This is a genomic window from Burkholderia sp. Ac-20384, from assembly GCF_017104605.1.
GTDB lineage: Bacteria > Pseudomonadota > Gammaproteobacteria > Burkholderiales > Burkholderiaceae > Burkholderia > Burkholderia lata.
Genome location: NZ_JAAGPE010000153.1, coordinates 1 through 23063, shown reverse-complemented (window position 1 = coordinate 23063; position 23063 = coordinate 1). Strand labels below are relative to the sequence as shown.

Below are 23063 nucleotides of genomic sequence, written 5' to 3'. Positions count from 1 at the left end.
AGGAACGGCTCGAACACGCGCTCGTCGTCGACGCGATCCGCGCCGCGCTCGCGCCGCTGTCACGCGCGCTCGACGTGCCCGAGCAACCGTCGCTGCACCGGCTGCCGCGGCTGCAGCACCTGGGCACGCCGATCCGCGCGACGCTGAAGGCGGACGCGACGTTGCTGCAGGTCGTCGCGGCACTGCACCCGACGCCGGCGGTGGCCGGCCATCCGCGCGCCGAAGCGCTCGACCACATCCGTGCGCATGAAGGCTTCGATCGCGGCTGGTATGCGGCGCCCGTCGGCTGGATCGATGCGCACGGCAATGGCGATTTCATCGTCGCGTTGCGCTCCGCGCTGGTCGATGGCGGCGCGTGCCGGCTGTTCGCGGGCTGCGGTATCGTTGCCGATTCCGAGCCGGTCAACGAATATCAGGAAACCGAACTGAAGTTGTCGGGCATGCAGGCGGCGATCCGCGTGCGCGATGCAACGGCGGATGCGGATGCCGACGCACGCGGATCGGCAAACGTGTCGGCCTCATCGACGGTCGAGTGATGCTTCGTCGCGCAGGCCGCGCGCATCACAACAACGGCAGCGTGAGCCGGATATGGTCGGCGAACGCCGCCGTCAGATGCAACGGCCGCTTGCGATCGAACTTCAGCGCAATGCCCACGGCCGGCAACGGCGGCAAGCGCGGATCGCCGGTGACGATCGCCAGGTCGGCCGGTACCGCCGTCTGCGTCATCACCGCGAACGCCTGTCCCGAACGCACCAGCGCGATCAGCCCCGCGAGACTGCTGCTCGCATACGCGACGCGGTAATCGCGCCCGGCACGATCCAGCGCGTCACAGGCTGCGAGGTGATCGAGCGTGTCGCGATCGGACAGCGCCAGCGGCAACGGATCGAAATGCGCGGGTTCGAGCCCCGGATAGCCGATCCAGACCAGTTGCTCGCGCCGAATGATGTCGTCGTTCGCGCCGTCGTCCGGCAATGAAATCATCGCCAGATCGACCGCGCGTTTCTCCAACTGCTCGATGAGCCGCGGCGTCGGCCCGCAGACGACTTCGACGATCGCCTGCGGATGCTGGCTCGAAAACTGCCGCAGCAGCGACGGCAGCCAGACCTCCGCGTAATCGTCCGGGCAGCCGAACCGGATCGTCCCCGACAGCCCCGTGCCGCACAGGTCGGCCATCGCCTCGTCGTGCAGTCGCAGGATACGCTGCGCATGCACGAGCAGCCGCTCGCCCGGATGGGTCAGCACCACGCCGCGCCCGGTGCGCTGGAACAGCGGCTGGTCGACCACCTCCTCGAGCCGTTTCATCTGCTGGCTGAGCGCGGACTGGGTCCGGCCGACCCGTGCGGCCGCGCGGCTGAGCGCGCGCACCTCGGCGATCACGACGAACGAGCGCAGCAGGTCGATTTCGAGCGAAAGCGCCAAGGTATTAGCTCCTTTTCTACCTTGCATAAGAACTATTCGTTTCCATCAAACCAGACACGGGCCTAGACTGCAAGCGCCACCCTGCCCCTTTGCCTCTTGCCTGGAGACGCCCGATGTCCCTGAACGACGACCCGACCTTCTGGCGCAACGCCAGGCAGCACCTGGTCCGCTACGGCGGCACGTTCGAGCCGCTGATCATCGAGCGCGCGAAAGGCAGCTTCGTATACGACGCGGACGGCCGCGCGATTCTCGATTTCACATCGGGCCAGATGAGCGCGGTGCTCGGCCACAGCCATCCGGAGATCGTGTCCGTGATCGGCGAGTACGCGGGCAAGCTCGACCACCTGTTCAGCGGGATGCTGTCGCGGCCGGTCGTCGACCTCGCGACACGCCTCGCCGACGTGACGCCGCCGGGGCTCGATCGTGCGTTGTTGCTCAGCACCGGCGCGGAATCGAACGAAGCGGCGATCCGGATGGCGAAGCTCGTCACCGGCAAATACGAGATCGTCGGCTTCGCGCAGTCGTGGCACGGGATGACCGGCGCGGCCGCATCGGCCACGTACAGCGCCGGCCGCAAGGGCGTCGGCCCGGCCGCCGTCGGCTCGTTCGCGATTCCGGCGCCGTTCACGTACCGGCCGCGCTTCGAGCGCAACGGCACCTACGACTATCTGGCCGAACTCGACTATGCGTTCGACCTGATCGACCGCCAGTCGAGCGGCAACCTCGCGGCGTTCATCGCGGAGCCGATCCTCAGCTCGGGCGGGATCATCGAGCTGCCGGAAGGCTATATGGCGGCGCTCAAGCGCAAGTGCGAAGAACGCGGAATGCTGCTGATCCTCGACGAAGCGCAAACGGGCGTCGGACGCACCGGCACGATGTTCGCGTGCCAGCACGACGGCGTGACGCCCGACATCCTGACGCTGTCGAAGACGCTCGGCGCCGGACTGCCGCTCGCGGCGATCGTGACGTCCGCGGCAATCGAGGAACGCGCGCACGAACTCGGCTACCTGTTCTACACGACGCACGTGTCGGACCCGTTGCCGGCGGCCGTCGGCCTGCGCGTGCTGGACGTCGTGCAGCGCGACGGGCTCGTCGCACGGGCCAACGTGATGGGCGACCGGCTCCGGCGCGGCCTGCTCGACCTGATGGAACGCTTCGACTGCATCGGCGACGTGCGCGGACGCGGGCTGCTGCTCGGCGTCGAGATCGTCAAGGATCGCCGCACGAAGGAACCGGCGGACGGGCTCGGCGCGAAGATCACGCGCGAATGCATGAATCTCGGGCTCAGCATGAACATCGTGCAGTTGCCCGGCATGGGCGGCGTGTTCCGGATCGCGCCGCCGCTGACCGTCAGCGAAGCGGAGATCGATCTCGGGTTGTCGTTGCTCGAGCAGGCGATCCGGCGCGCGCTGTAACGGCACGCCACGGGCGGCGTCGCACGCGTCGAAACCTAGTCGAGCCGCCCGGCCCGAAACACGCTGCGCAATTCGTCGTGATTGTGGACGTTGAGCCGGCGATAGATCTTGCGAACATGATCGACGACCGTGCTGTCGCGCAGCGCGAAGTCGCGCGCAATCTCGCTGTGCGAGCGGCCCAGCACGAGTTGCACACAGAGTTCGCGTTGCCGCTCGGTCAGGCCGAACGCGAAACCGAGTCGTTCGACCATCAGCCTGAGCGGCGGAAAGTGTTCGATGTAGATCACGATCGCGGCATCGCGTTGCAACGCGGCCGCGTCGGTACATCGATAGGCCTTGAAGCGGAAACGCCCCGCATGGTTGCGATGCTCGAGCGTCGCAGGTGGCGCCGGGTAGCCGAGCCAGATCCGGTTGAGGTTCGACCGCAGCGGCGCGAGCCAGTCCGGCAAGCGTTCGTGATGATAGAACGCGAGCGGCTCGCCGGTCGCGAGCGCCATCATCCGGATGCTGTCCGCGTTGTGCAGCAGGAGCCGGCCATCGTCGTCGATCACCATGATCGCGGACTCGCTGCATTCCGATTCCTGCAGCGTGGGCAGCACGGGCCGCGACAGCGCATGGGCCAGATGCCGCGCCACGGGTTCAATGTCGCGATGATTCTTTTCCGAGAACGGACGACAGCCTGGGGCGCGCGACAGAAGCAGGCTGCCCCAGCCGCGCGTGCCGTCCGTCGCGGTCAGCTCGAGACAGTGGCGCATCGACACCGGCCGCCACAGGTCCGCATACATGTCGCTCGCCAGCAAGGCATGGTCGTAGTGCGCGCTGTTGTCGAAACCGCGCCCGCGACGCATCGCATCGGAAAACGTGATGCCCAGCACCTCCTGCCGGGACGTGTTGTGGATGTTCGCGAAATACGTCGGCAATAGCGTGTAGACCACCTCGTTTTCGCTGCACACGTCCGACACGGCGTAGTGTTCGTCGGCATAGAAGAACATGCCCCAATCGGCACCGACGATGTGCCGGGTCGCCTCAATCACATGAGGAATGACAAGATGCGGCTCGACGGCAAGCGAACAGAGCCGACGAATATGACTCGCAAGCGCGACGTGTTTGTCAGACATGACTGCGCTCCTCGAACAGGCACCGGATTCGCTCGCGGGCCGCGACGAGACGCTCGACTTCACACGCTCCGCGATGTCTGTGCAGTGTAGACATTCCACATGACAACTACGGCAATTGCCCCCTTTCAAGAGGGCGTTAAACCGGCATGCGGGTTCTATCATTTCGCCATTCCGGCTGCATTCGCGTGACGAACCCACTCCTGCGTTCGGCATGGGGAATTTGTCCGGCGCGATGCCATGGCGGCGGAACGACCCGATTCACGATGCGCGAGTCAAACGCGCACAAGACGACTCGACACGCGCGACAGAACCATCGCGCGAATCTGCGCAGGCCGGTGCGTCAGTCGCCGTAAAACCTTGAGGAATTGCCGGGGGAGGACCGACGTGACGCGTGCGGGCGCAGACAGGCGCAGGCCTGTCGACCGCGGATGCCGACACGTCGCGCATCACGATGCAGGTGAGCGCGCCGCAAGCAGCCGCACGCATGCGGAACGTCGACGTACGCGGACGATACGGAATCCGCGTCGTGGTGGTTGCATGGCCTTTTCATGTGAGGTGTCACGATGAAGAGCATGGTCAAGGCGGCACTGGCCGTCATTTGTGTGTTGGGTGCATCGGGGCTCGCCCGGGCACAGGACGACGGCGCCGCGGCAGCGTCGAGCAAGCCGTCCGACTCGGCGATCAGCGCGACGTCGATGGGCAGCATGCCCAGCGCCGGTACGCAGGCCGGTGGGCCGACCGGGCTCACGCGCGCGCAAGTCAAGGAGGAATACCTGCGCATGCAGAAGTCGGGGGATCTTCAGCGTCTCAACCAGCTGTATGAGGGCGGTCAGTAGCAGCAGATGTCCGGCTCGGCATGGTCGCTCGTGTATCGGGTGGGGGAACTTGGCGCGACCATGCATGGCCGACGGATAGACAGGCAGCGAGCAGACGCGCGCCCGGCGTGCTTTCATGCCGAGCGCAACCGGCTGAAACGCACGGACCGCATCCGTCCGTGATGCATGCACGTACGTGCATACCACCGCGCCGCCGGCCCGCTTCAAGCCGGTGGCATCCCGCCTCACTCCCGCCAACAACCCTGCTTGATCCGGTCGTCGGCAAGCAGGTTTGCGTCCATGCCGGCGAGCCTCAGCCCGCTTCGGCCGCCCACGCTACGGCATCGGCGCCCGCCGGAATGCGCATCGGGCACGACGGATCGGTCGCCGCACGCCACACGGCTTCGGCGACGTCCTGCGCATGGGTGATCGGCGCGGATTCGTCGACCAGGCGCGCAAAAGTCGCCGCGACAAATTCCGCATAAGCCTCGTGCTCGAAGCCGTGCATGTGTGCGCGCGCGTTGTCGGCGAAACGCGTGTCGGGCGCACGGCCCGGTAGCACGAGACGCGCACGCACGCCGAACGGTTCGAGTTCGAGCGCCACCGATTCGGTGTACGCATTGACCGCCGCCTTGCTGGCGCGGTAGGCGGCGAGCAGCGGCAGCACCTTCAGCGTGACGCTCGACGTGACGTTCACGACGACACCGGCCCCGCGCCGGCGCAACTGCGGCAGCACGGCTTCCGTCACCGCGATCGTGCCGATCGTGTTGGTCTCGAACAGCGCGCGCACGGTGTCGAGTGGCATCAGCTCGGCCGGTGCGGCCGCGCCGAACCCTGCATTGTTGACGAGTACGTCGATCGGGCCAGCGGCGTCGATCGCCGCGCGGATGCTGTCGGGGTTCGTGACATCGAGCGCCAGCACGCGCAGGTGCGCCGACGGCGGCAACACGTCCTCGCGCGGCGTGCGCATCGTCGCGACGACCTGCCAGTCGCGGGCCAGGAAATAGCGGGTAATCTCGAGGCCGAAGCCGGAGGAACAGCCGGTGATCAATACGGTCTTCATGCGAACTCACTCCTGTGACGTGTTGAGCATGTGTTCGTACGATAGATGGCCGAATCCGTATTCGCTACAATCGAAAATCCGATTTTCATTGGCGAGAGTCCGGCAATGATCGACCCGTTGACCGAAGTCGTGACCCTGCTGCAACCGGGCGCGCAGCACTCCAAATACATCCGCGGCGCGAGCCCCTGGTCGATCAGCCGCACGGTCGCGGGCGAGCCGTTCTATTGCGCGATCCTCGACGGCGGGTGCCGGATCGCGATCGACGGGCACGCGCCGATCGAGCTGCTACCCGGCGATTTCATGCTGATTCCGGCGGTGTACGGCGTCGCGATGTCCAGCCTCGAACCGCCAGCGCCAGGGGTCGAAACCGCCCCGCCGGTCGAGCTCGACCCCGGCGAATTCCGGATCGGCGATCCCGCCAACCCGGTCGACACGCGGATGATGGCCGGCAACTGCACCTTCGGTTCGTCGGACGCCTCGCTGCTGATTTCGCTCTTGCCCCGATTCGTGCACGTACGCGGCGAACCGCGGCTGACCACGCTCGTGCAACTCGTGCGCGACGAATCGCGTGCGCAGCGCCCTGCGCGCGACATCGTGCTGGCGCGCCTGCTGGAAGTGCTGCTGATCGAGGCGCTGCGCTTCACGTCCGGCACGAACGCGTCGCCCGGCCTCGTGCGCGGGCTGGCCGACAGCCGGCTGGCCGCCGCGATCCGCCGCATGCACGAACGCCCCGCGCATCCGTGGACGATCGTCGAATTGGCGAAAGAAGCCGCGCTGTCGCGCTCGACCTTTTTCGAACGCTTCAGCCGCGCGGTCGGCGTCGCGCCGATGGAATACCTGCTCACGTGGCGCATGGCGCTCGCGAAGGATCTGCTCCGCCGCAACGAGGGCCGCATCGCCGAGATCGCGGGGCGCGTCGGCTACAGTTCGGCGAGCACCTTTAGCGTCGCGTTCACGCGGCACGTCGGGCGGCCGCCTGCGCAATATGCAAGGGACGAGCAGGCGGCGGCGAACGAAGCATGATGAAGCTCGGTGGTGAACTGCGCGGCCCGCTCGTGCCGGAAAGCGCGGGCCGAAGAAGGCGAAGGAAAAGGCCATGAAGGGGCTGGCGTTGCATGCGCAAACGCCGCCCAAGCAGCCCCGGCGTGCCGATTCAGCAATGCGCCAGCACGTTGACCAGCTTGCCGAACGGATCGCGCACATAGAACCTACGCACGCCCCACGGCTCGTCAGCCGGGCCGTATTCGACCGGAATCCCGGCCGCATTGACACGCGCGAGCGCTTCATCGACGTCGTCGACCTCGATCGACAGATCGGGCGTCGGCGTGCCCGATCCGCCCTGCGATGCGAAGCTGATCTGCACGTCCATCTGCTCGGCGTTGCCGTAGGTCGCGATCCAGCCGTGATCCATCAACAGGTCGAGGCCGAAGATCCGTTGGTAGAAGCGCTTTGCGTCGTCGACTGATCGGGTGTCGACATTGGCGACGATCCGTTTGACTTTCATCGGGTTCCTTCGCGGGACATGACAGTACCGCGACGCTACACCGGAACCGGGCGCGCAACCAGTGCATCAGCGGCCAGCCGCCTCCATGTTCGCCCGCCGCGCCCGCGCGGGCCGCTCGACGTGCTTGCCGGCCAGCCACACGCCAACCGCGACAACCACGATGCCGAGATAGGTCGTCACTTCGATCCGGTCGCCGAACATCCACGCGGCCCACATCAGCGTCACGGGCGGCTCGAGATAGACGAGGGTCGCCACGCGCGTCGCGGGCATGCGCTTGAGCAGCGCCCACAACGACAGGTAGGCGACGAAGGTCGAGAACACCGTCAGCCACACGACGGAGATCCACACGTTCGGCTGGGTCGGCACATGCAGGTTGCCCGTGACGATCCCGCACGCCGCGAACAGCACCAGGCTCACGCAGCCCTGCACGAACAGCGGCAGGAACAGCCCGTCCTCGTTGCTGCGCGCGGCCGTCAGTGCACGGCGCCGCTGATAGATCGTCGCGATCGACAGCCCCAGCGCCGACACCAGCGGCAGCAGGTACATGACGAGCCCGACCGACCCGGCCGGCAGCGTGTATTGCCCGCCGATCACGATGCCCACGCCGACGAACCCGACGACGAGCCCGGCCCACTGGCGCGCCCCGCTGCGCTCGCTGCCTTCGAGCGACGTCATCGCCGCGGTGATGAGCGGCTGCAACGCCGCGACGATCGCGGCAATGCCCGGCGGCAGGCCATGCTGGATCGCGATATACACGCAGGTCAGGTAGAGAAACTGCGACAGGAAGCCGATCACCGCGTGATAGCGAAGCTTCTCCCACGTCAGGCGCCCGAGCTGCCGGTTGAGGACGATCGCCAGACACAGCGTGACGAGCAGGAACCGCCAGAACAGCAGGTTGAACGCACCGGCCGTCTCCGCGCCGAGCTTGGCGCCGATGAAGCCGGAACTCCACGACAACACGAAAACGAGCTGGAGCAGGAATAGCTGCATGGGGCGACGGCTCTCAGAAAATTGCCGGGGACAGGCGCTGGTCTTCCAGATCCTCGGGGCGAATCGGTTCGAGCCCGAGGCGGAGGTACTGCAGTTCGGCGTCGTCCCGGAGCGCGCGCTGCAGCGCCAGCCAGTTGACGATCGTGCGCGGGATGCCGTCGTCCGACGCGAGATGCCAGAATCCGTTGTCGTCCTCCCGCGTATACGGGCAATGAAACGACAGCACCAGCGACATGCGGCGCCCCGACTCGACCGGTTCGACGCCATGGAACAGCTTGCTGCCGTAGATGAGCAGCGCGTCGCCCGCCGTGTCCAGATTCGCGGTCCTCACATGCCGGCGTTCGCGATCGTGGCGGTCGAACGTCTCCGCCGTCGATTCGTAGAACAGAAAGTTTCCGCCCTCGTAGTCGGATCGATCCGACAGCACGATATTCAGCACGAAGCTGGTGCCGTCGGTGTGCCACATGCCCAGCTGTTCCTTGCCGTCGCGCTGGTCCAACGGGTAGTAGTAGTTGAACTGCGATCGCGCATTGACCATCGGATACGGAATCAGCGGCACACCGGCCAGACGCGACACCCTCAGCAGGAACGCGCGGTCGTGCATCATGTCGTCGATGAACCGCGAGCGCTCCGTCACCGCACGCACGCGCTTCGAGATGATCCAGTTGCTGCTCGACGCGCTGCGTTCCAGCGCGCGGCCGATCTCGCGCAACGCATGAACCGCTTCGTCCGAAAACAGGCCGCGAAGATGGCACACCGCGTTGAGCGCATCCGAGCGCGTGCCGCGCATCGGTACATCGCGATAGCCGAGATCGTCGAGGTTGCGCCGGTATCGCACTTCGTAGCCATCACGCAGGCAGGCGCTCGTCCAGCGCATCGGTTCCGTCACGGCATCCAGCGTACCGTCGACATTCGCGCCGCCGGACAGCGACGTCTGCAGCGCCAGCCTCACCCGATCGAACCCTCGCGCAAACACCGGCAATGCATTTCCCTTGTTCATCGCGTGCCTCGCTGTCGTGGTTGCGGCATTCAGCCCTTGAACTGGGCGATCTGGTACACGACGCTGCCGTCGCCGCTGTGCAGCTCGTCGATCACGCGGCAATTGGCGTGGCTATGGCGGACATGGCGGAATTGCTCCGGCGTGTATTTCAGGCAGACGTTGGTGATCAGGTGCCCGTCGGCCCCGGCTTTCGAAACGGGCTGCAGCGTAACCGCCACATGGAACTGGTCGCCGAGCAGATTGAGCCGGACGATCGACACATGGTGCTTGCCGAGCGGCTCGAAGCCCTGCTGCCGGCTGACGACTTCGGAAAACCGCACCATGTTCTCGTTCTGGTAGAAGTTGTAGATGGGCTCTTCACGCCCCTCGACCAGCAACTGCATCTCCGACACGACGTAGGTCGACTTGCCGCCGAGATTGCGGATGAGCCGGCCGATCGTCACCGGCAATTCGTTGCCCTCCTGGAACCCGAGCATCGTGATGAACGTCACGTCCTGGCCCACGTCGATGTGGTTCCATTGCACGTTCCGGTAATCGTCGGCGATGTAGTTGAAACAGCCGGGCGTTTTCAGGAACGGCATGATCGCGTGCCGCATCGCGTCTTCCGACGACTCGTTGATGTCGACGGCCGTGTAGCGCAGATGGTCCGGGCCGCCACCGCTGACGGCCTTCACGAGTTCGGTCGTCTTGACCGGCTCCGGCCCGAGCTCGATGTAATGCACATCGCGGCCGCGCGACAATGTCGCGAGCCGCTCGCTCAACTTGCCGATCGCTTCGCGCAACGAACCGTTGCCGTCGCGGTCCGCGCACAGCGCGGGGCTCCGCACGCCCAGCTCGTTCAGGTTCCGCATCAGCGAGAACACCTCGCGCCCTGCTTCCTTTCTCCTCGCGTCATCGTCGCTGTGCTTGAGCGTCGAATATTTTTCGTGATTCTCGACCGTCCATACCGACTCGGCCTTCAGCTTCCTGTCCCGCACCAATGCATCTACAACGAAATCGTTGATCGACATGAATCGTTCCCCGGATACGTGCAACGCCCGGCCGGCTGCCTGCCGTTGTCTGCCTGTTGACCGAGAATATGGGATGCCCAATAATTCCGTCAATCGACATTACCTGAATCACTGATTCGGAAAAACCAAATCATGCCGCGCACCCTGGACGTCGACCTGCTGCGTACCTTCCACGCCGTCGCGAAGCTCGGCCGCTTCAAGGATGCGGCCGCTCATGTGAATCGCAGCCCGTCGTCGGTCACCGCGCAGATTCAGAAGCTCGAGGAAATGGTTGCGCAGCGCTTGTTTACGCGGAACAACCAGGCCGTCGAACTCACGCAGTACGGCCACAAGCTGCTCAGCGACACCACCGAGTTCCTGCTGAGCCACGACCGGCTCGTCGAATCGCTGTCGCCGCAGATACTGACCGGCAAGCTGCGGCTCGGCATCCCCGATTCGTACGCCGCGCACTTCATGGCGGAATTCCTGCCGCGCTTCGCCGCCGACCGGCCGCTGCTCGAGCTGACCGTCGAAGCGCGCTCCAGCGAAGAGCTGCAGTCGCTGTTCTCGCGCGGCCAGCTGGACATCACGATCGCCGTGGTCCAGAAAGTGCCGCCGCACGGCGAGCTGCTCAGCAAGACCCATCCGGTGTGGGTCGCCGCGCGGACCTTCAAGTTCAATCCCGACGCGCCGCTGCCGATCGCCGTGCAATTGCAGGGCTGCCCGTACCGCGACACCGCGCTGAACGCGCTGAAGAAGGCGAAGATCGCGCACCGGATGCTGCTCGAAAGCGCCAGCTCGCCGGCGGTCGAGGCATGCATCGCCAACGGCCTCGCGGTCGGCCTCATCGAACACGATCGCGTGTCCGGCAACCTGACGAGCCACGTCGCCGGGATCGTGCTGCCCGACCTCCCGCCGCACCTGATCACCATCCTGACGGACGACAGCAATCGCGCCGCGCTGCATCTGCGCGACGTACTGAAAAGCACGTTCAGGATCGGACTGTGAAGACAAGGCCGGGAACCGGCCTTGCAAGAGCAAGCAAAAAAAGAAGCGCCGCCGGCCCGTTGCAGGCCGGCGGCTTTCGGCGTCAACCTCCGAGGTACGCCTGCTTGATCCGGTCGTTCGCGAGCAGGTTCGCGCCCGTATCGGCGAGCACCACGCGCCCCGTTTCGAGCACGTAGCCGCGATCGGCCACACCCAGCGCCTTGTTCGCGTTCTGCTCGACGAGGAACACCGTGACGCCTTCCTCGCGGATCGTGCGAATGATGTCGAAGATCTGAGCGATCACGAGCGGCGCGAGGCCGAGCGTCGGTTCGTCGAGCAGCAGCAAACGCGGCTTGCTCATCAGCGCGCGGCCGATCGCCAGCATCTGCTGTTCGCCGCCCGACATCGTGCCGGCCCGCTGCGCCGCGCGCTCCTTCAGGCGCGGAAACAGCTTGAACACGTGCTCGATGCCGTCGTCGATCTCGTGACGGCTCGCGAAGAAGCCGCCCATCTTCAGGTTCTCGAGCACCGTCAGGCTCGGGAACACGCGCCGCCCTTCCGGCGAGATCGCCATCCCCTGCCGCATGATCTGGTGCGTCGACATCGCGGTAATGTCCTTGCCCTCGAACAGCACGCGGCCCGACGATGCGCGCGGCGTGCCGCACACGGTCATCATCAGCGTCGTCTTGCCGGCGCCGTTGCTGCCGATCAGCGTGACGATCTCGCCCTTGTTCACCTCGATCGACACGCCCGCGAGCGCCTCGACCGCGCCGTAGTGCGTATGGACCTGTTCCAGCTTCAGCATCACTCTTCCCCCAGATACGCCTTGATCACGCGCGGGTCGTTGCGGACCGCTTCCGGCGTGCCGATCACGATCGGCCGGCCGTGCTCCATCACGAGGATGCGGTCGGACACGCCCATCACGAGACTCATGTCGTGTTCGATCAGCAGCACCGATACACCGAACTCGCGGCGCAGCTTGTCGATCAGGTGCTGCAGCTCGATCTTCTCCTGCGGGTTGAGGCCGGCCGCCGGCTCGTCGAGCATCAGCAGGCGCGGCTCGGTGATCATGCAGCGCGCGATCTCCAGACGCCGCTGGTGCCCGTACGACAGCGTGCCGGCCTGGCGGTTGGCCACCGCCGTCAGCCCCATCCGGTCGAGCCACACGGCCGCGCGTTCGAGCGCTTCCTTCTCGGCACGGCGATACGCGGGCGTCGAGAACAGGCCCGGCAGCAGCCCCGCCTTCACCTTGCGATGCTGCGCGACGAGCAGGTTCTCGACGACGGTCAGCGACTTGAACAGGCGGATGTTCTGGAACGTGCGCACCAGGCCCTTCAACGCGATCTTGTGGCTGGGCAGCCCGGCGATCGCGTGGCCGTCGAGCACGACGTCGCCGCCGGTCGGCTTGTAGAAGCCGCCGACGCAGTTGAACACCGTGGTCTTGCCCGCGCCGTTCGGCCCGATGATCGCGAACACCTCATCGCGACGCACGTCGAAATCGATCCCGTCCACCGCGAGCAACCCGCCGAAGCGCATCTGCAGCCCGGCGACCTTCAACAGTTCTGCATTCGCGCTCATTGCGGCAGCTCCACGTGGGGACGGCTCGCGGGCAGCAGGCCCTGCGGACGCCACATCATCATCAACACCATCACGAGACCGAAGATCAGCATCCGGTACTCGGCGAAGCCGCGCGCGACTTCCGGCAGCACGGTCAGCAGGATCGCCGCGAGAATCACGCCGAGCTGCGAGCCCATCCCGCCGAGCACGACGATCGCGAGGATCAGCGCCGATTCGATGAAGGTGAACGATTCAGGATTCACGAGGCCCTGGCGCGCCGCGAAGAACGCGCCGCCGATGCCCGCGAACGCCGCGCCGAGCGTGAACGCCGACAGCTTGATGCGCGTCGGGTTCAGGCCCAGCGAACGGCACGCGATCTCGTCGTCGCGCAGCGCTTCCCACGCACGGCCCATCGGCATGCGGATCAGGCGGCTCGTCACGAACAGCGTGAAGCAGACCAGCACCAGCGCGATCAGGTACAGGAAGATCACCATGTGCTCGCCGCTGTATTCCAGCCCGATCAGTTCATGGAAGGTCTTCGCGCCTTCGACGCTCGCGCTGCGCGCCATCTCGAAGCCGAACACCGTCGGCTTCGGAATGCTCGAGATGCCGTCCGGGCCACCGGTGAGGCTCGTCAGGTTGTTGGCGAGCAGGCGGATGATTTCGCCGAAGCCGAGCGTCACGATCGCGAGATAGTCACCGCGCAGGCGCAGCACCGGGAAGCCCAGCAGGAAGCCGAACGTCGCCGCCGCGATGGCCGCGATCGGCAGGCACTCCCAGAACGACAGCCCGAAATACTGGTTCAGCATCGCGTACGTATAGCCGCCGACCGCGTAGAACCCGACATAGCCGAGATCCAGCAGCCCCGCGAAACCGACCACGATGTTCAACCCGAGGCCGAGGATCACGTAGATCAGCGCGAGCGTCGCGACGTCGACCGCACCGCGCGAGCCGAAGAACGGCCACACGAACCCGATCGCGAGCATCACCCAGATGATCACGCGCTGCTGCTGCGCGCCCATCGCGGGCACCGCCGGCAGCTTGACCGCCGCTTTCGCACGCACGAGCCACGGCTTGAACAACTGGAACAGGAACACGGCCGCGACCGCGATCCACACCGGGCGCCAGTGCGGCGTCAGCACGACCTGATAGCCGTCGAGCTTCAACTGCAGGCCGAGCACCGGAATCGTGAGGATCGCCGTCAGGAACGCGGCGGCCACGGCATTTTTCAGCGCCTGGCCGATCGAAGCGTCGGCGGCCGGGCGGCGAACGGAAATGACTTGACTCATCTGCGTCTCCCTCAAACCTTTTCGATGTCCGACTTGCCGAGCAGGCCGGTCGGGCGGAAGAGCAGGATCAGCACGAGCAGGCCGAACGCGACGACGTCCTTGTACTCGGCCGGCATGTAGCCTGCTGCGAAGGTTTCCGCGAGGCCGAGCAGCACGCCGCCGAGCATCGCGCCCGGGATGCTGCCGATCCCGCCGAGCACCGCGGCGGTAAACGCCTTGATGCCCGCGACGAAGCCGATATACGGGTTCAGCTTGCCGATCGTCAGGCCGATCAGCACGCCGCCGACGGCGGCCAGCATCGCGCCGAGCACGAACGTGAACGAGATCACGCGGTTCGTGTCGATGCCGAGCAGGTTCGCCATCTTCATGTCCTCGGCGCATGCGCGGCACGCTCGGCCCATCCGCGAATGCGAGATGAACAGCGTGAGCGCGATCATCAGCACGAGCGTCACGCAGACGATCATCAGGCGCGAATACGGGATGGTCACGTCGAAGTCGCCACCGAGATGGATGTCGAACGCGCCGGAGATCAGCACGGGCACGGACACGTCACGTGCGCCCTGGCCGATCTGCACGTAGTTCTGCAGGAAGATCGACATACCGATCGCGGAGATCAGCGGCACGAGGCGCGGGCCACCGCGCAGCGGACGATACGCGACGCGCTCGACCGCGAAACCGTACAGGCCGGTGACGATCACCGACACGATCAGCGCGGCGCCGAGCACGAGCGGCAGCGGATAGCCGGCGGAGATGCCGATTGCAGTGAGGGTCACGAGGCCCACGTAGGCGCCGATCATGTAGATCTCGCCGTGGGCGAAGTTGATCATGCCGATGATGCCGTAGACCATCGAATAGCCGATGGCGATCAGCGCATAGATCGCACCCAGCGTCAGGCCGTTGACCAGTTGCTGGGCGAATTGCGGAAAGAAGTCAGTCATGTGCGGGAAGCTCCCGTTGGCGTTGTGTCGCATGCCGTCGCCGGATCACGGCGTTCGGCCGCGCGCAACGCACGGTGTCGTCTCGGGCCGCCCGTTGGCTGCGCACTGGGCCGATGCGCAGCCAATACGCACCCGCCCCGTCCGGGTCTCGGACAGGGCGGGTGCGCGGGCGGGTACTCCGTGTTACTTGGCGGCGGTCTTCGTCGCGTCCTTGTGCCACGTGTACACGACGAACTTGAACGCCTTCAGGTCGCCCTGTGCGTCATACGCGACCTTGCCGATCGGCGTGTCGAACGTCGTCTTGTGCATGTACGCGGCGACCTTGGTCGGATCGGTCGTCTTCGCTCCGGCGATCGAGTCGGCGATGATCTTCACCGCTGCGTATGCCGGCATCTGGAACGGGCCGTTCGGGTCGCGCTTCTTGTCCGCGAACGCCTTCACGAGTGCCGCGTTGGCCGGATCGGCCGAGAAGTCGGCCGGCAGCGTGACGAGCATGCCTTCCGAGGCCGGGCCGGCGATCGCCGTCACGTCCTTGTTGCCCACGCCTTCAGGCCCCATGAACGTTGCCTTCACGCCCTGCTCGCGCGCCTGGCGCATCAGCAGGCCCATTTCCGGGTGGTAGCCGCCGAAGTAGACGAAGTCGACGCCTTGCGACTTCAGCTTCGTGATGATCGCCGAGTAGTCCGAATCGCCGGCGTTGATGCCTTCGAACAGGACGACCGGGATCTTCGCAGCTTCGAGGTCCTTCTTGACCGACGACGCGATGCCCTGGCCGTACGACTGCTTGTCGTGCAGGACCGCGACCTTCTTCGGCTTCACGTTGTTGATGATGTAGTGCGCGGCGGCCGGGCCTTGCTGGTCGTCACGGCCGATCGTGCGGAAGATGAAGTGGCGCTTCTTGCCTTCCGTCAGCTGCGGCGCGGTGGCCGACGGCGTGACCATCACGATGCCTTCGTTCTCGTAGATGTCCGAGGCCGGGATCGTCGAACCCGAGCACACGTGACCGATCACGTACTTGATCTTCTGGCTGACGATCTTGTTGGCGACGGCGACGGCCTGCTTCGGTTCGCAAGCGTCGTCCATCATCACGACTTCAAACTTGTTGCCGCCCGCACCGCCGGCTGCGTTGATCTGCTCGATCGCGGTCAGCGCGCCGGCCTTCACCATGTCGCCGTATTGGGCGACCGAACCGCTCATCGGACCAGCGATGGCGATCTTCACGGTTTCCGCTTGCGCGGCGGCGGCGCCGGCGGCGAACAGCACGGCGGCGACGGAAATGGACGTAAGACGGGACAGCGTCATCAGGAGCTCCTCGATGTTGTTAGTCATACGGGCAAAGGCGGCATGACTTGCGCAATCGAACAGCACCCGGGGCGAGGACATGGGACACGCCCGAGACACATAGAAGACGGAACTCCGGCGGAATGTTGCGTAGCGGGGCCCGGCTCTTGCAGTCCCCGAAGGGGACGTCTGGTTCGGAAAGACATCGTGATGCGTCTTGCATTGCGCAAGCGTTTCGCCTGCCCCGCTTGCCAAATCGCTTGTTCGGAGGGATGGTCCGACAGCCGTTGGCAAGGCAGTCGAAATTATATGGGCGTTTTTAAATCGTCTGTCAAAAATGCCGGTCGACCGAGGGAAAACACGGAGGGTTTTGTGGGGTGGTGGTGGCGATTGGGGCGCAACCTTGGGCCGGGCGAGAACGTTTGCCTGGGGTGCAATTGGGTTGCTACGGGGTGGGCTGAGTTGGCTCGTTGCCTTGCTGTGCTTGGTGTTCGGAGATGGTTGATTTCGTGAGACGTGCTTTCGGGCTGCTAAGGGTCTGATCGTTGAAAATTAATCAACTGATGATTAGTTGGATGGGCACCAACTCGGGGCGTTCGCTTGAGGCGGTAAGTCCTTCTGTTTACAAACAAAACTAAACATTTGGAAGCTGGTTGTTATTTTCGTGAAATAATACGAATTCGCTTCTGCAATCCAGCCAGCCTTCCTGTGAGTCGCGTACGCCGCGCCTCGCAGTCGCTTCAGGGCCGCTTCGACGCCCGTCCGTCGCCCAGCCGCCAGCCAGTGATCTGCCGTTTTTTTCTCATCGCATATCACCTGCTTCGGAACGCTGATGAATCACCTCTCCCGCTTTTCTTCTGCCGCCGCCGCGATTACGTGTGCGCTTTCTGTTTCTGCCGTCGATGCTTCCGGGCGCGATTCGCTGACCGATCGGTCGGCGGGGGCCAATGTGTTTCGGTCGGAGCGTAGGGCTGTTGCTCGGGATGACGGGCATGCGGCGCGGATGGGCCACGGTCGCCTGGAGTACGCAGCGCCGGTTGAGCGCAGCCCGTTCGATACGCCTGATACGCGGCCGTTGCGGGTGACGGGCGATGCGCTGGTGGCGCCGACGCCTTCGGTTGAGCACGAGGCTGATTTGGTATTGCCGTCGAACCGGGTCGCGCTTGGCTCCGGTGGGAGCGATAGTTTTGGTCGCGCAGTGCCGGGATATGAACAGCGCGCGGAGAACTGGAATGAGTATCTGCGCGCTAACGGCTCACGGCCAGCTGGTAGTGGCGGGTCGTATGCGCCGCAGCGGCCGTACGATGCTCCGCGCGGCCCGCATGGCGCGCCGAATCCGTTCGATCCTTCGGTGCCGCAACCGGAAACGCGGACGTTCTATGACAACGGCGCGGGAACGAAGTGCAAGGCTACCGGTGGTGCGGGAACGTGGCGGTCGTCTTGCAATATCGGTTGGTGATGGGTTGAGGTGGTCGGCGGCGGCTGCCCTACTCGGCACGGTGCGCGACTTCACGCAGCGTGGCCGCATCCTGCGACATTGGCTCTTGCAGTTGCGCGATGATCAGCCTGTCGGGCCCAATCATGATCTGCACATTGCGGCCCGAGACAAAACACGCATCGTTGATTAGCCACACTCCACCGATCTTCAGACACGGATAAGACTTATCGGGGCTGAGGGAGCGTGGTTTTCACGGGTACCCCAACTTCGTTAAGAAACGTTGCCCACGGCAGCATTCCAGGCACGCTCGAAATCCTCCTCATTGATTTCGTCATGTGGCGAGATTTCAAGCTCGTCCTTCATCCCGTCAAATAGCAAAAAACCAATATCAGGGTTCCAATCGTGCCTGGATGACGACGCGTAGACAGATCCATTGTCGGGTCGACTAATCTGGCGCGTCGCGACACCATCAACAAATTCCGTAAAAATCTCTCCGAGGCCGCATGGAAACTCCGTTCTGGAGTGGAAATACTCTTTCTTCATGAGTAACCGATCCGCTTCATTTACTCGATGCAAAATACCAAGCGAACTCTCCTCTTCAACCAAGGAGGCCCCAAGGCATGGCCCCGCCTCCTTGCCGTCACATTGCCCTGAGGCCTCGGTGCCTACGACAGCGGTTGCATCACCCCCCCCCTTGCAGGACTTGCATGGAACCCCCGACGCATACTCCCGCAGTACCATGTCACCTCGTCCGATAGCGCTTCAATTTTTACTTCGTCGAATCCGCAATTACTCAACAATCTCAACATCTGGATTTAATTTACGATAAATATCTATAGCTTCCGCACCGATATTTGAAATCGCACGAATCCCACACGGCTCGAATTTCTCACACACCTCGCCATTATTATCAACACAGCGCCTCCTTAACCGGTCATAAAAGCAGTGATTCTGGAAAATATTCATATCCGATTCACGCAGGCGCCCGACATTCTCAAACCCTCCCTTCGCCCTCCAGTCCATCGTTGCGACAAGAGCAGGCGGCACAATCAAATTATTCTTATCCAATGTGAATTTATAATTCTTCTCAGCCGAAATCTCGTTGTACAGATAAATTATACAAAGCTCCTCTGAGCCATATTTGAAATCATCCTTCACCACGAGACCTGGTATGAACCCAATTCCCCTCATATGCGTGACGAATAAATCCCCTTTCTCCGGCCTGGCTTTTTTCCCACCTTCCAGGAGATTAATCACTTCCTTCATTTTCACTTGCCTCATTCGAGCAGATGCCCCAATCCGTTATCCCGCAACCAATTTCGACCCCATGCTACAGCATCGTTATACAAAGAGCGGTTCGGATCAATACTGTTATCAATATTCTTAAATTCGCCGCGCTTTGCATAAATTATCGCCTGCTCAATTGATCTCGCCTGATTTCTCGGAAGCTGCCCCGTCTGATCTGTAAGCAAGTCGAGGTCATAACCACGGTTTTTCGCGTGCCGTGTAGACGGATCTTTTGCTATCCCTACATAATTAGGTTCTTGTCCCTCTGCACCTCTCGGGTACACATCGGCCTTGCCACGACTGCGCGCCACCCAGTCCTCAAATGATTCTGGCGTGGACTTGGTTAAGCATGGGGACAGCCCGAACGGATCAATCCACGAGATCGGGTTTCGCGCAGAGTGATAGAGGTTAGTTCCGCCCATCAACCCGATTGGATCCGGACTGATAAATTGCCTGATGTCAGGATCGTAGAACCGGAACGTGTTGTAGTGCAACCCAGTCTCACTGGTCCAGATACTGCCCCTGGAAGCGCAGGTTCTGCGGCCGAGGCACATCCGTCGGGACCGGATCCGCCGCCTGCACTTCGCCCCACGCCGGCGCCGGCCGCTGCGGCGCTCGCGCGATCCATTCCTCCTGAACTGCGTTGCCCCATACCTTGTAGCGAGTCTGCCAGACCAGTTCGCCGTCGACGTCGGTCAGCCCTTCGGGCAACCCCGACACGTCGTTATGGAAATAGTAGACGGTGTCACGCGCATCGTCATCGTTCGCCGCGGGCGCCGCCTGATCGATCCGCGCGAGCGGTACATAGCTGTCCGGCTCGTATAGGTACGTCAGCGCCTCTTCGCCGAGTCGATCGTGATAGATCTCCTGCACGAGCCGCATACCGTCCCATAGGAAATCCCTGCTCGTATAGCTGCCATTGAGCTTGCGGATTCGACGGCCGAACGCGTCGTATTCGAAGTGCGTGGTCGACACGCCGAGCCGGTCCTTCGTCACGACGGTCTTCAGCTGATTCCAGTCGTCGTATTCGAGCGTCTGCTCTTTGGCGGGGCCGTGGCCGCTCAGCTTGCGCACGAGCCGCCCGTACGCGTCATACTCAAAGCGCTTGTCCTCGAACATCCTGAGCCGGTTGTGTTCGACGTAGCCGCCCGGGTGGTCGCTCGATACCAGGTTCGCGGCGGCATCCCAGCGGAACACCTCGGACGGCTGGCCTGGCCCCGTCGCCTGCTCAATGCGGCTGGTTGCGTCGTAACTGTAGTTCGTCGTCCCGTAGCGCTGATCGCGCTTCTGGACGACGTCGCCCGCCGCCTCATACTGCCACTGCTTGGCCAGCAGCGCGTCACTTTTTAGACTTCAAGCCTTCCATTCGGAAAGACATTTTTTTAATTCGAAAATCTGACTTTCAACCGACCTGATAATTCCATCTTCAGAATCCCACATTTCCAAGAATGTCCATTTTGAATTTGGTGGATTTATCATATTTCCAAGAATTTCTATACCTCTCTCAAGAAGTTTTTTTGCATCTCCATTTTTTTCGTCCTGCTGCCAAATATAAGGTTTTGCCAAAAACTGTAAAATATAACATGCCGCCCTGATTTGTTCGCATTTAACTTCGTCCGCTTCGTTGAAATTATCAAAACTATCTTTTACCATGGTCAGATTGCAGCTTTTGATGAATTTCGAAAACCAACTCACTGACTCATCGTTTCCCCATGGTTCAAAACCCCACGCACCCATGATTCCTCTCCAGTTGAGTGTTCACAAATATTGGTTTGAAATTTGGTGCTGCATCCAGTCAGTAGCTCGACCAGACCAACCGCCTCGTAACCAACGTGAGGCATGGCTACAAAACTGATCGCTGCCACTTATCCTTAAAATTGAGAAGCTCCTTCTTCTTGATTCTCCACCCTCCATCTTGACGCTTCAATGTGAAGCGGAATTGATTTTGCAGCCCTGTCGTCTGGCGAATGGTAAAAATTGCTACCCCACCTTCCATTTCAGCGCTCTCCTCTACATCACTCTCTGGATCGTATGACGGTGGCGAAGTACAACCAAGGTCAATTAAACGCCCCTCGTTCGCCTTATCCGGAAACGCCCACCTATTAATAATCTCGATTAAATCACTACGCCCCTCCTTGTCAACGCCCTCCGTATCTAGATGCTCTAGCAAAGCATTCTGCTTGGCCCAGTAGAACCGAGTCTCCCACTGATTCATTTCAGAAAAAAATGCCTTCAAGGCACTCCGAGCCTGCTTCAATTCTTCATCTACCATGATGCACTCTTAGTTGTTAAATATTGCACTCACGACCTTCTACCCACCTTGCAGAACATCATAGGAAATCTGCGTCGGTCGTGTACCTCCGTTACCGTAGATGAATTGCGTGCTCACGTCCTTGAGCTGTGCTACGAGTCGCATCAAAGCATAGGGATTATAATTTTCATCTAATATGGCAGCCCCTTCTTTCATTGATGCTGAAGCACTTATCCGAAATTCTCCGAAGTCGTTCGATGCCACCGATACCCGAACTAAAAGATATTACGTGACTGTGCGCCATCATTAGGCAAGGGCGTATCCGCCGACCAACTTCCATCCGATAAACGAGACGCTGCTCACCCCAACGGATCGACTCAGGACAACCGGGCGAGCGCGTATGCATACAAGTCGCACCCTCCGCTCGAAGAGATCGGGGCAGGATATTGCGAATTTTTATGGATTTTTATCGATCAATTTTACCCACCCCGAGATCACCAGAATTACACTCTAAAGATTAATCTTCATAAAATCTCCATCAAACGATTTATTAAAAGATATTTTCTTACTCAGAATAAAATCAACATCAAGCTCACCCACTCCAATACCATTTTTCTTCGCCGCAAAAACGATGGTCAAAAATGGATATGAATAGTAGCCAGGATTCTCCATTACATCGCGAATCAGCCCGGGCTTACCCCCCACCACATTGACCATCCTAGGCAAATAAATATTCGCCACCTTTTCGCATATCCATCGGCACGTCGATTCAACCTCCATCTCATTCCGCGGAAGGTCAACTGCACCACCGACATTAGGAGAGAACGACTTTACCGTTTCCATGGATGTATTCATCGCAAAAACAAGACCTGTCGGTATTTTCGGCTTGTATGGTGGATTGCTGTTTTTATAAAAATCCTGTAGCTCACGAGAATCAGCAGCGGCAGAAAGAATATAACCATTAGCATTCTTCAGAAACCGGAATCCAATACGCCCACTACCCTCCCCTTCCTGACCAACAAGAATCTCACCCCTCGACACTTTTACACCACTCTCGCCAATATTTTCCCTGATAGTTTCCTGCAACCTCTTTTCAAAAAATTTCTTTAATTCCACACTCATCTTGCACGCCTCAATATTTCAGCACATGGAATGTTGCATCATAAGAAGTGTCACGCGCCCCAAGCACCTCCCCTATGTCTTTGTTGCCAGTTGCGATCTCGAACTGCCCGGCCTTTCCCGCTGACGGCGTAATTACCCCGCCACCAATTCCATCAACCGTATTCGATGGACCACGACCGTCAGGGCGAGGAAGCGCTGACGTACTTGTATGAGTCCAACAGCTATGTGCCGCTGGCGCGGATCGATCAGGGTAAGGCGGCGGCTAACGACGCCAATGCGCGGGATTCCGGCACCGATTGCTGCAGAGCCCACGCAATCCACTCCTCCTGCACCGCATTGCCCCAAACCTCGTGACGAGCCTGCCAAATCAACTCGCCCTCGGCGTTGGTCAGTTCCTCCGGCAACCCCGACACGTCGTTGTGGAGATAGTAGATCCGGTGGTGCTCGAGGAAGCGGCCGACGATCGAGCGTACGGTGATGTTTTCCGACAGCCCCGGCACGCCGGGCTTCAGCGCGCAGACGCCGCGCACGATCAGTTCGACCTTGACGCCGGCCTGCGACGCTTCGTACAGCGCGGCGATCACCGTCGGCTCCAGCAGC

General features: G+C 62.2%; 26 protein-coding genes and 1 pseudogene. 6 read left to right on the top strand and 21 right to left on the bottom strand.

Annotated elements, in window-relative coordinates:
- The coding region (locus G3O00_RS25010) for a chorismate-binding protein (protein WP_206144619.1) at positions 1-536 on the top strand (536 nt) is incomplete at its 5' end.
- Positions 537-561: 25 nt separating this feature from the next.
- On the opposite strand, the gene G3O00_RS25005 is transcribed toward G3O00_RS25010, so the two are convergent.
- Positions 562-1446 carry a LysR family transcriptional regulator gene (locus tag G3O00_RS25005; protein WP_206144618.1) on the bottom strand — a complete coding sequence of 295 codons (885 nt, stop codon included), beginning with the start codon at positions 1444-1446 and terminating at the stop codon, positions 562-564.
- An 86-nt stretch (positions 1447-1532) separates the two neighbouring features.
- Here G3O00_RS25005 and G3O00_RS25000 point away from each other — a divergent pair, with 86 nt between their 5' ends.
- The gene (locus tag G3O00_RS25000; RefSeq protein WP_174931346.1) at positions 1533-2834 is read left to right on the top strand and encodes an aspartate aminotransferase family protein; all 1302 of its coding nucleotides are present in this window, start codon (positions 1533-1535) and stop codon (positions 2832-2834) included.
- Positions 2835-2869: 35 nt separating this feature from the next.
- Here the strand turns inward: G3O00_RS25000 and G3O00_RS24995 are convergent, their stop codons facing one another.
- Positions 2870-3952 (bottom strand): LuxR C-terminal-related transcriptional regulator, encoded by a 1083-nt coding sequence (locus tag G3O00_RS24995; protein ID WP_206144617.1) that lies wholly within the window; start codon positions 3950-3952, stop codon positions 2870-2872.
- A gap of 563 nt (positions 3953-4515) precedes the next feature.
- On the opposite strand from G3O00_RS24995, the gene G3O00_RS24990 reads away from it, so the two are divergent.
- A complete protein-coding gene (locus G3O00_RS24990) occupies positions 4516-4788 on the top strand; it encodes a DUF4148 domain-containing protein (protein WP_174931345.1) in 273 nt (90 codons plus the stop codon).
- Between the two features lie 292 nt (positions 4789-5080).
- On the opposite strand, the gene G3O00_RS24985 is transcribed toward G3O00_RS24990, so the two are convergent.
- Positions 5081-5830 carry an SDR family oxidoreductase gene (locus tag G3O00_RS24985; RefSeq protein ID WP_206144616.1) on the bottom strand — a complete coding sequence of 250 codons (750 nt, stop codon included), beginning with the start codon at positions 5828-5830 and terminating at the stop codon, positions 5081-5083.
- A 45-nt stretch (positions 5831-5875) separates the two neighbouring features.
- Here G3O00_RS24985 and G3O00_RS24980 point away from each other — a divergent pair, with 45 nt between their 5' ends.
- Entirely contained in the window at positions 5876-6853 is a 978-nt protein-coding gene (locus tag G3O00_RS24980; RefSeq protein WP_206144615.1) for an AraC family transcriptional regulator, read from the top strand.
- Positions 6854-6983: 130 nt separating this feature from the next.
- Here G3O00_RS24980 and G3O00_RS24975 read toward each other — a convergent pair whose 3' ends face one another.
- From G3O00_RS24975 to G3O00_RS24960, 4 genes are all read right to left on the bottom strand, one after another.
- Positions 6984-7334 carry a VOC family protein gene (locus G3O00_RS24975; RefSeq protein ID WP_206144614.1) on the bottom strand — a complete coding sequence of 117 codons (351 nt, stop codon included), beginning with the start codon at positions 7332-7334 and terminating at the stop codon, positions 6984-6986.
- A gap of 66 nt (positions 7335-7400) precedes the next feature.
- Entirely contained in the window at positions 7401-8324 is a 924-nt protein-coding gene (locus G3O00_RS24970) for a DMT family transporter (protein WP_206144613.1), read from the bottom strand.
- Between the two features lie 13 nt (positions 8325-8337).
- Positions 8338-9324, bottom strand: coding sequence for a 2OG-Fe(II) oxygenase (locus G3O00_RS24965; RefSeq protein WP_206144612.1), 987 nt, complete (start codon positions 9322-9324; stop codon positions 8338-8340).
- A gap of 29 nt (positions 9325-9353) precedes the next feature.
- Complete coding sequence (locus tag G3O00_RS24960) at positions 9354-10334, bottom strand: hypothetical protein (RefSeq protein WP_011354265.1); 981 nt, start codon at positions 10332-10334, stop codon at positions 9354-9356.
- 132 nt (positions 10335-10466) lie between these two features.
- Here G3O00_RS24960 and G3O00_RS24955 point away from each other — a divergent pair, with 132 nt between their 5' ends.
- Entirely contained in the window at positions 10467-11321 is an 855-nt protein-coding gene (locus G3O00_RS24955) for a LysR substrate-binding domain-containing protein (RefSeq protein ID WP_174931336.1), read from the top strand.
- Positions 11322-11403: 82 nt separating this feature from the next.
- Here the strand turns inward: G3O00_RS24955 and G3O00_RS24950 are convergent, their stop codons facing one another.
- The 5 genes from G3O00_RS24950 to G3O00_RS24930 form a co-directional block, all read right to left on the bottom strand.
- Complete coding sequence (locus G3O00_RS24950; protein ID WP_174931335.1) at positions 11404-12105, bottom strand: ABC transporter ATP-binding protein; 702 nt, start codon at positions 12103-12105, stop codon at positions 11404-11406.
- Positions 12105-12878: a high-affinity branched-chain amino acid ABC transporter ATP-binding protein LivG gene (gene livG, locus G3O00_RS24945; protein ID WP_174931334.1), complete on the bottom strand. Its 774-nt coding sequence runs from the start codon at positions 12876-12878 to the stop codon at positions 12105-12107. Before livG ends, G3O00_RS24950 begins: the two co-directional genes overlap by 1 nt.
- Positions 12875-14146, bottom strand: coding sequence for a high-affinity branched-chain amino acid ABC transporter permease LivM (locus G3O00_RS24940; protein ID WP_011354261.1), 1272 nt, complete (start codon positions 14144-14146; stop codon positions 12875-12877). Before G3O00_RS24940 ends, livG begins: the two co-directional genes overlap by 4 nt.
- An 11-nt stretch (positions 14147-14157) precedes the next feature.
- Complete coding sequence (gene livH, locus G3O00_RS24935; protein ID WP_041493199.1) at positions 14158-15084, bottom strand: high-affinity branched-chain amino acid ABC transporter permease LivH; 927 nt, start codon at positions 15082-15084, stop codon at positions 14158-14160.
- Between the two features lie 183 nt (positions 15085-15267).
- Positions 15268-16386 (bottom strand): branched-chain amino acid ABC transporter substrate-binding protein, encoded by a 1119-nt coding sequence (locus G3O00_RS24930; protein WP_006480712.1) that lies wholly within the window; start codon positions 16384-16386, stop codon positions 15268-15270.
- Between the two features lie 811 nt (positions 16387-17197).
- On the opposite strand from G3O00_RS24930, the gene G3O00_RS24925 reads away from it, so the two are divergent.
- Positions 17198-17824 (top strand): hypothetical protein, encoded by a 627-nt coding sequence (locus G3O00_RS24925; protein ID WP_206144611.1) that lies wholly within the window; start codon positions 17198-17200, stop codon positions 17822-17824.
- Between the two features lie 249 nt (positions 17825-18073).
- Here G3O00_RS24925 and G3O00_RS24920 read toward each other — a convergent pair whose 3' ends face one another.
- The 9 genes and pseudogenes from G3O00_RS24920 to G3O00_RS43485 form a co-directional block, all read right to left on the bottom strand.
- A complete protein-coding gene (locus tag G3O00_RS24920; RefSeq protein WP_206144610.1) occupies positions 18074-18346 on the bottom strand; it encodes a hypothetical protein in 273 nt (90 codons plus the stop codon).
- A 246-nt stretch (positions 18347-18592) separates the two neighbouring features.
- A complete protein-coding gene (locus G3O00_RS24915) occupies positions 18593-19069 on the bottom strand; it encodes a hypothetical protein (RefSeq protein ID WP_206144609.1) in 477 nt (158 codons plus the stop codon).
- Between the two features lie 11 nt (positions 19070-19080).
- Entirely contained in the window at positions 19081-19584 is a 504-nt protein-coding gene (locus tag G3O00_RS44150; RefSeq protein ID WP_346778999.1) for an RHS repeat-associated core domain-containing protein, read from the bottom strand.
- A 7-nt stretch (positions 19585-19591) separates the two neighbouring features.
- Entirely contained in the window at positions 19592-20287 is a 696-nt protein-coding gene (locus G3O00_RS24910; protein WP_346778998.1) for an RHS domain-containing protein, read from the bottom strand.
- A 156-nt stretch (positions 20288-20443) separates the two neighbouring features.
- Positions 20444-20827, bottom strand: a complete 384-nt coding sequence (locus G3O00_RS24905; RefSeq protein WP_206144608.1) for a hypothetical protein — start codon at positions 20825-20827, stop codon at positions 20444-20446.
- A 106-nt stretch (positions 20828-20933) separates the two neighbouring features.
- Positions 20934-21362, bottom strand: a complete 429-nt coding sequence (locus G3O00_RS24900) for an NTF2 fold immunity protein (protein WP_206144607.1) — start codon at positions 21360-21362, stop codon at positions 20934-20936.
- A 489-nt stretch (positions 21363-21851) separates the two neighbouring features.
- Complete coding sequence (locus G3O00_RS24895; RefSeq protein ID WP_206144606.1) at positions 21852-22463, bottom strand: hypothetical protein; 612 nt, start codon at positions 22461-22463, stop codon at positions 21852-21854.
- Between the two features lie 245 nt (positions 22464-22708).
- The gene (locus G3O00_RS43490; protein WP_346779000.1) at positions 22709-22876 is read right to left on the bottom strand and encodes an RHS domain-containing protein; all 168 of its coding nucleotides are present in this window, start codon (positions 22874-22876) and stop codon (positions 22709-22711) included.
- A 12-nt stretch (positions 22877-22888) separates the two neighbouring features.
- Positions 22889-23063, bottom strand: a pseudogene (locus G3O00_RS43485) (hypothetical protein); the annotation flags it as partial.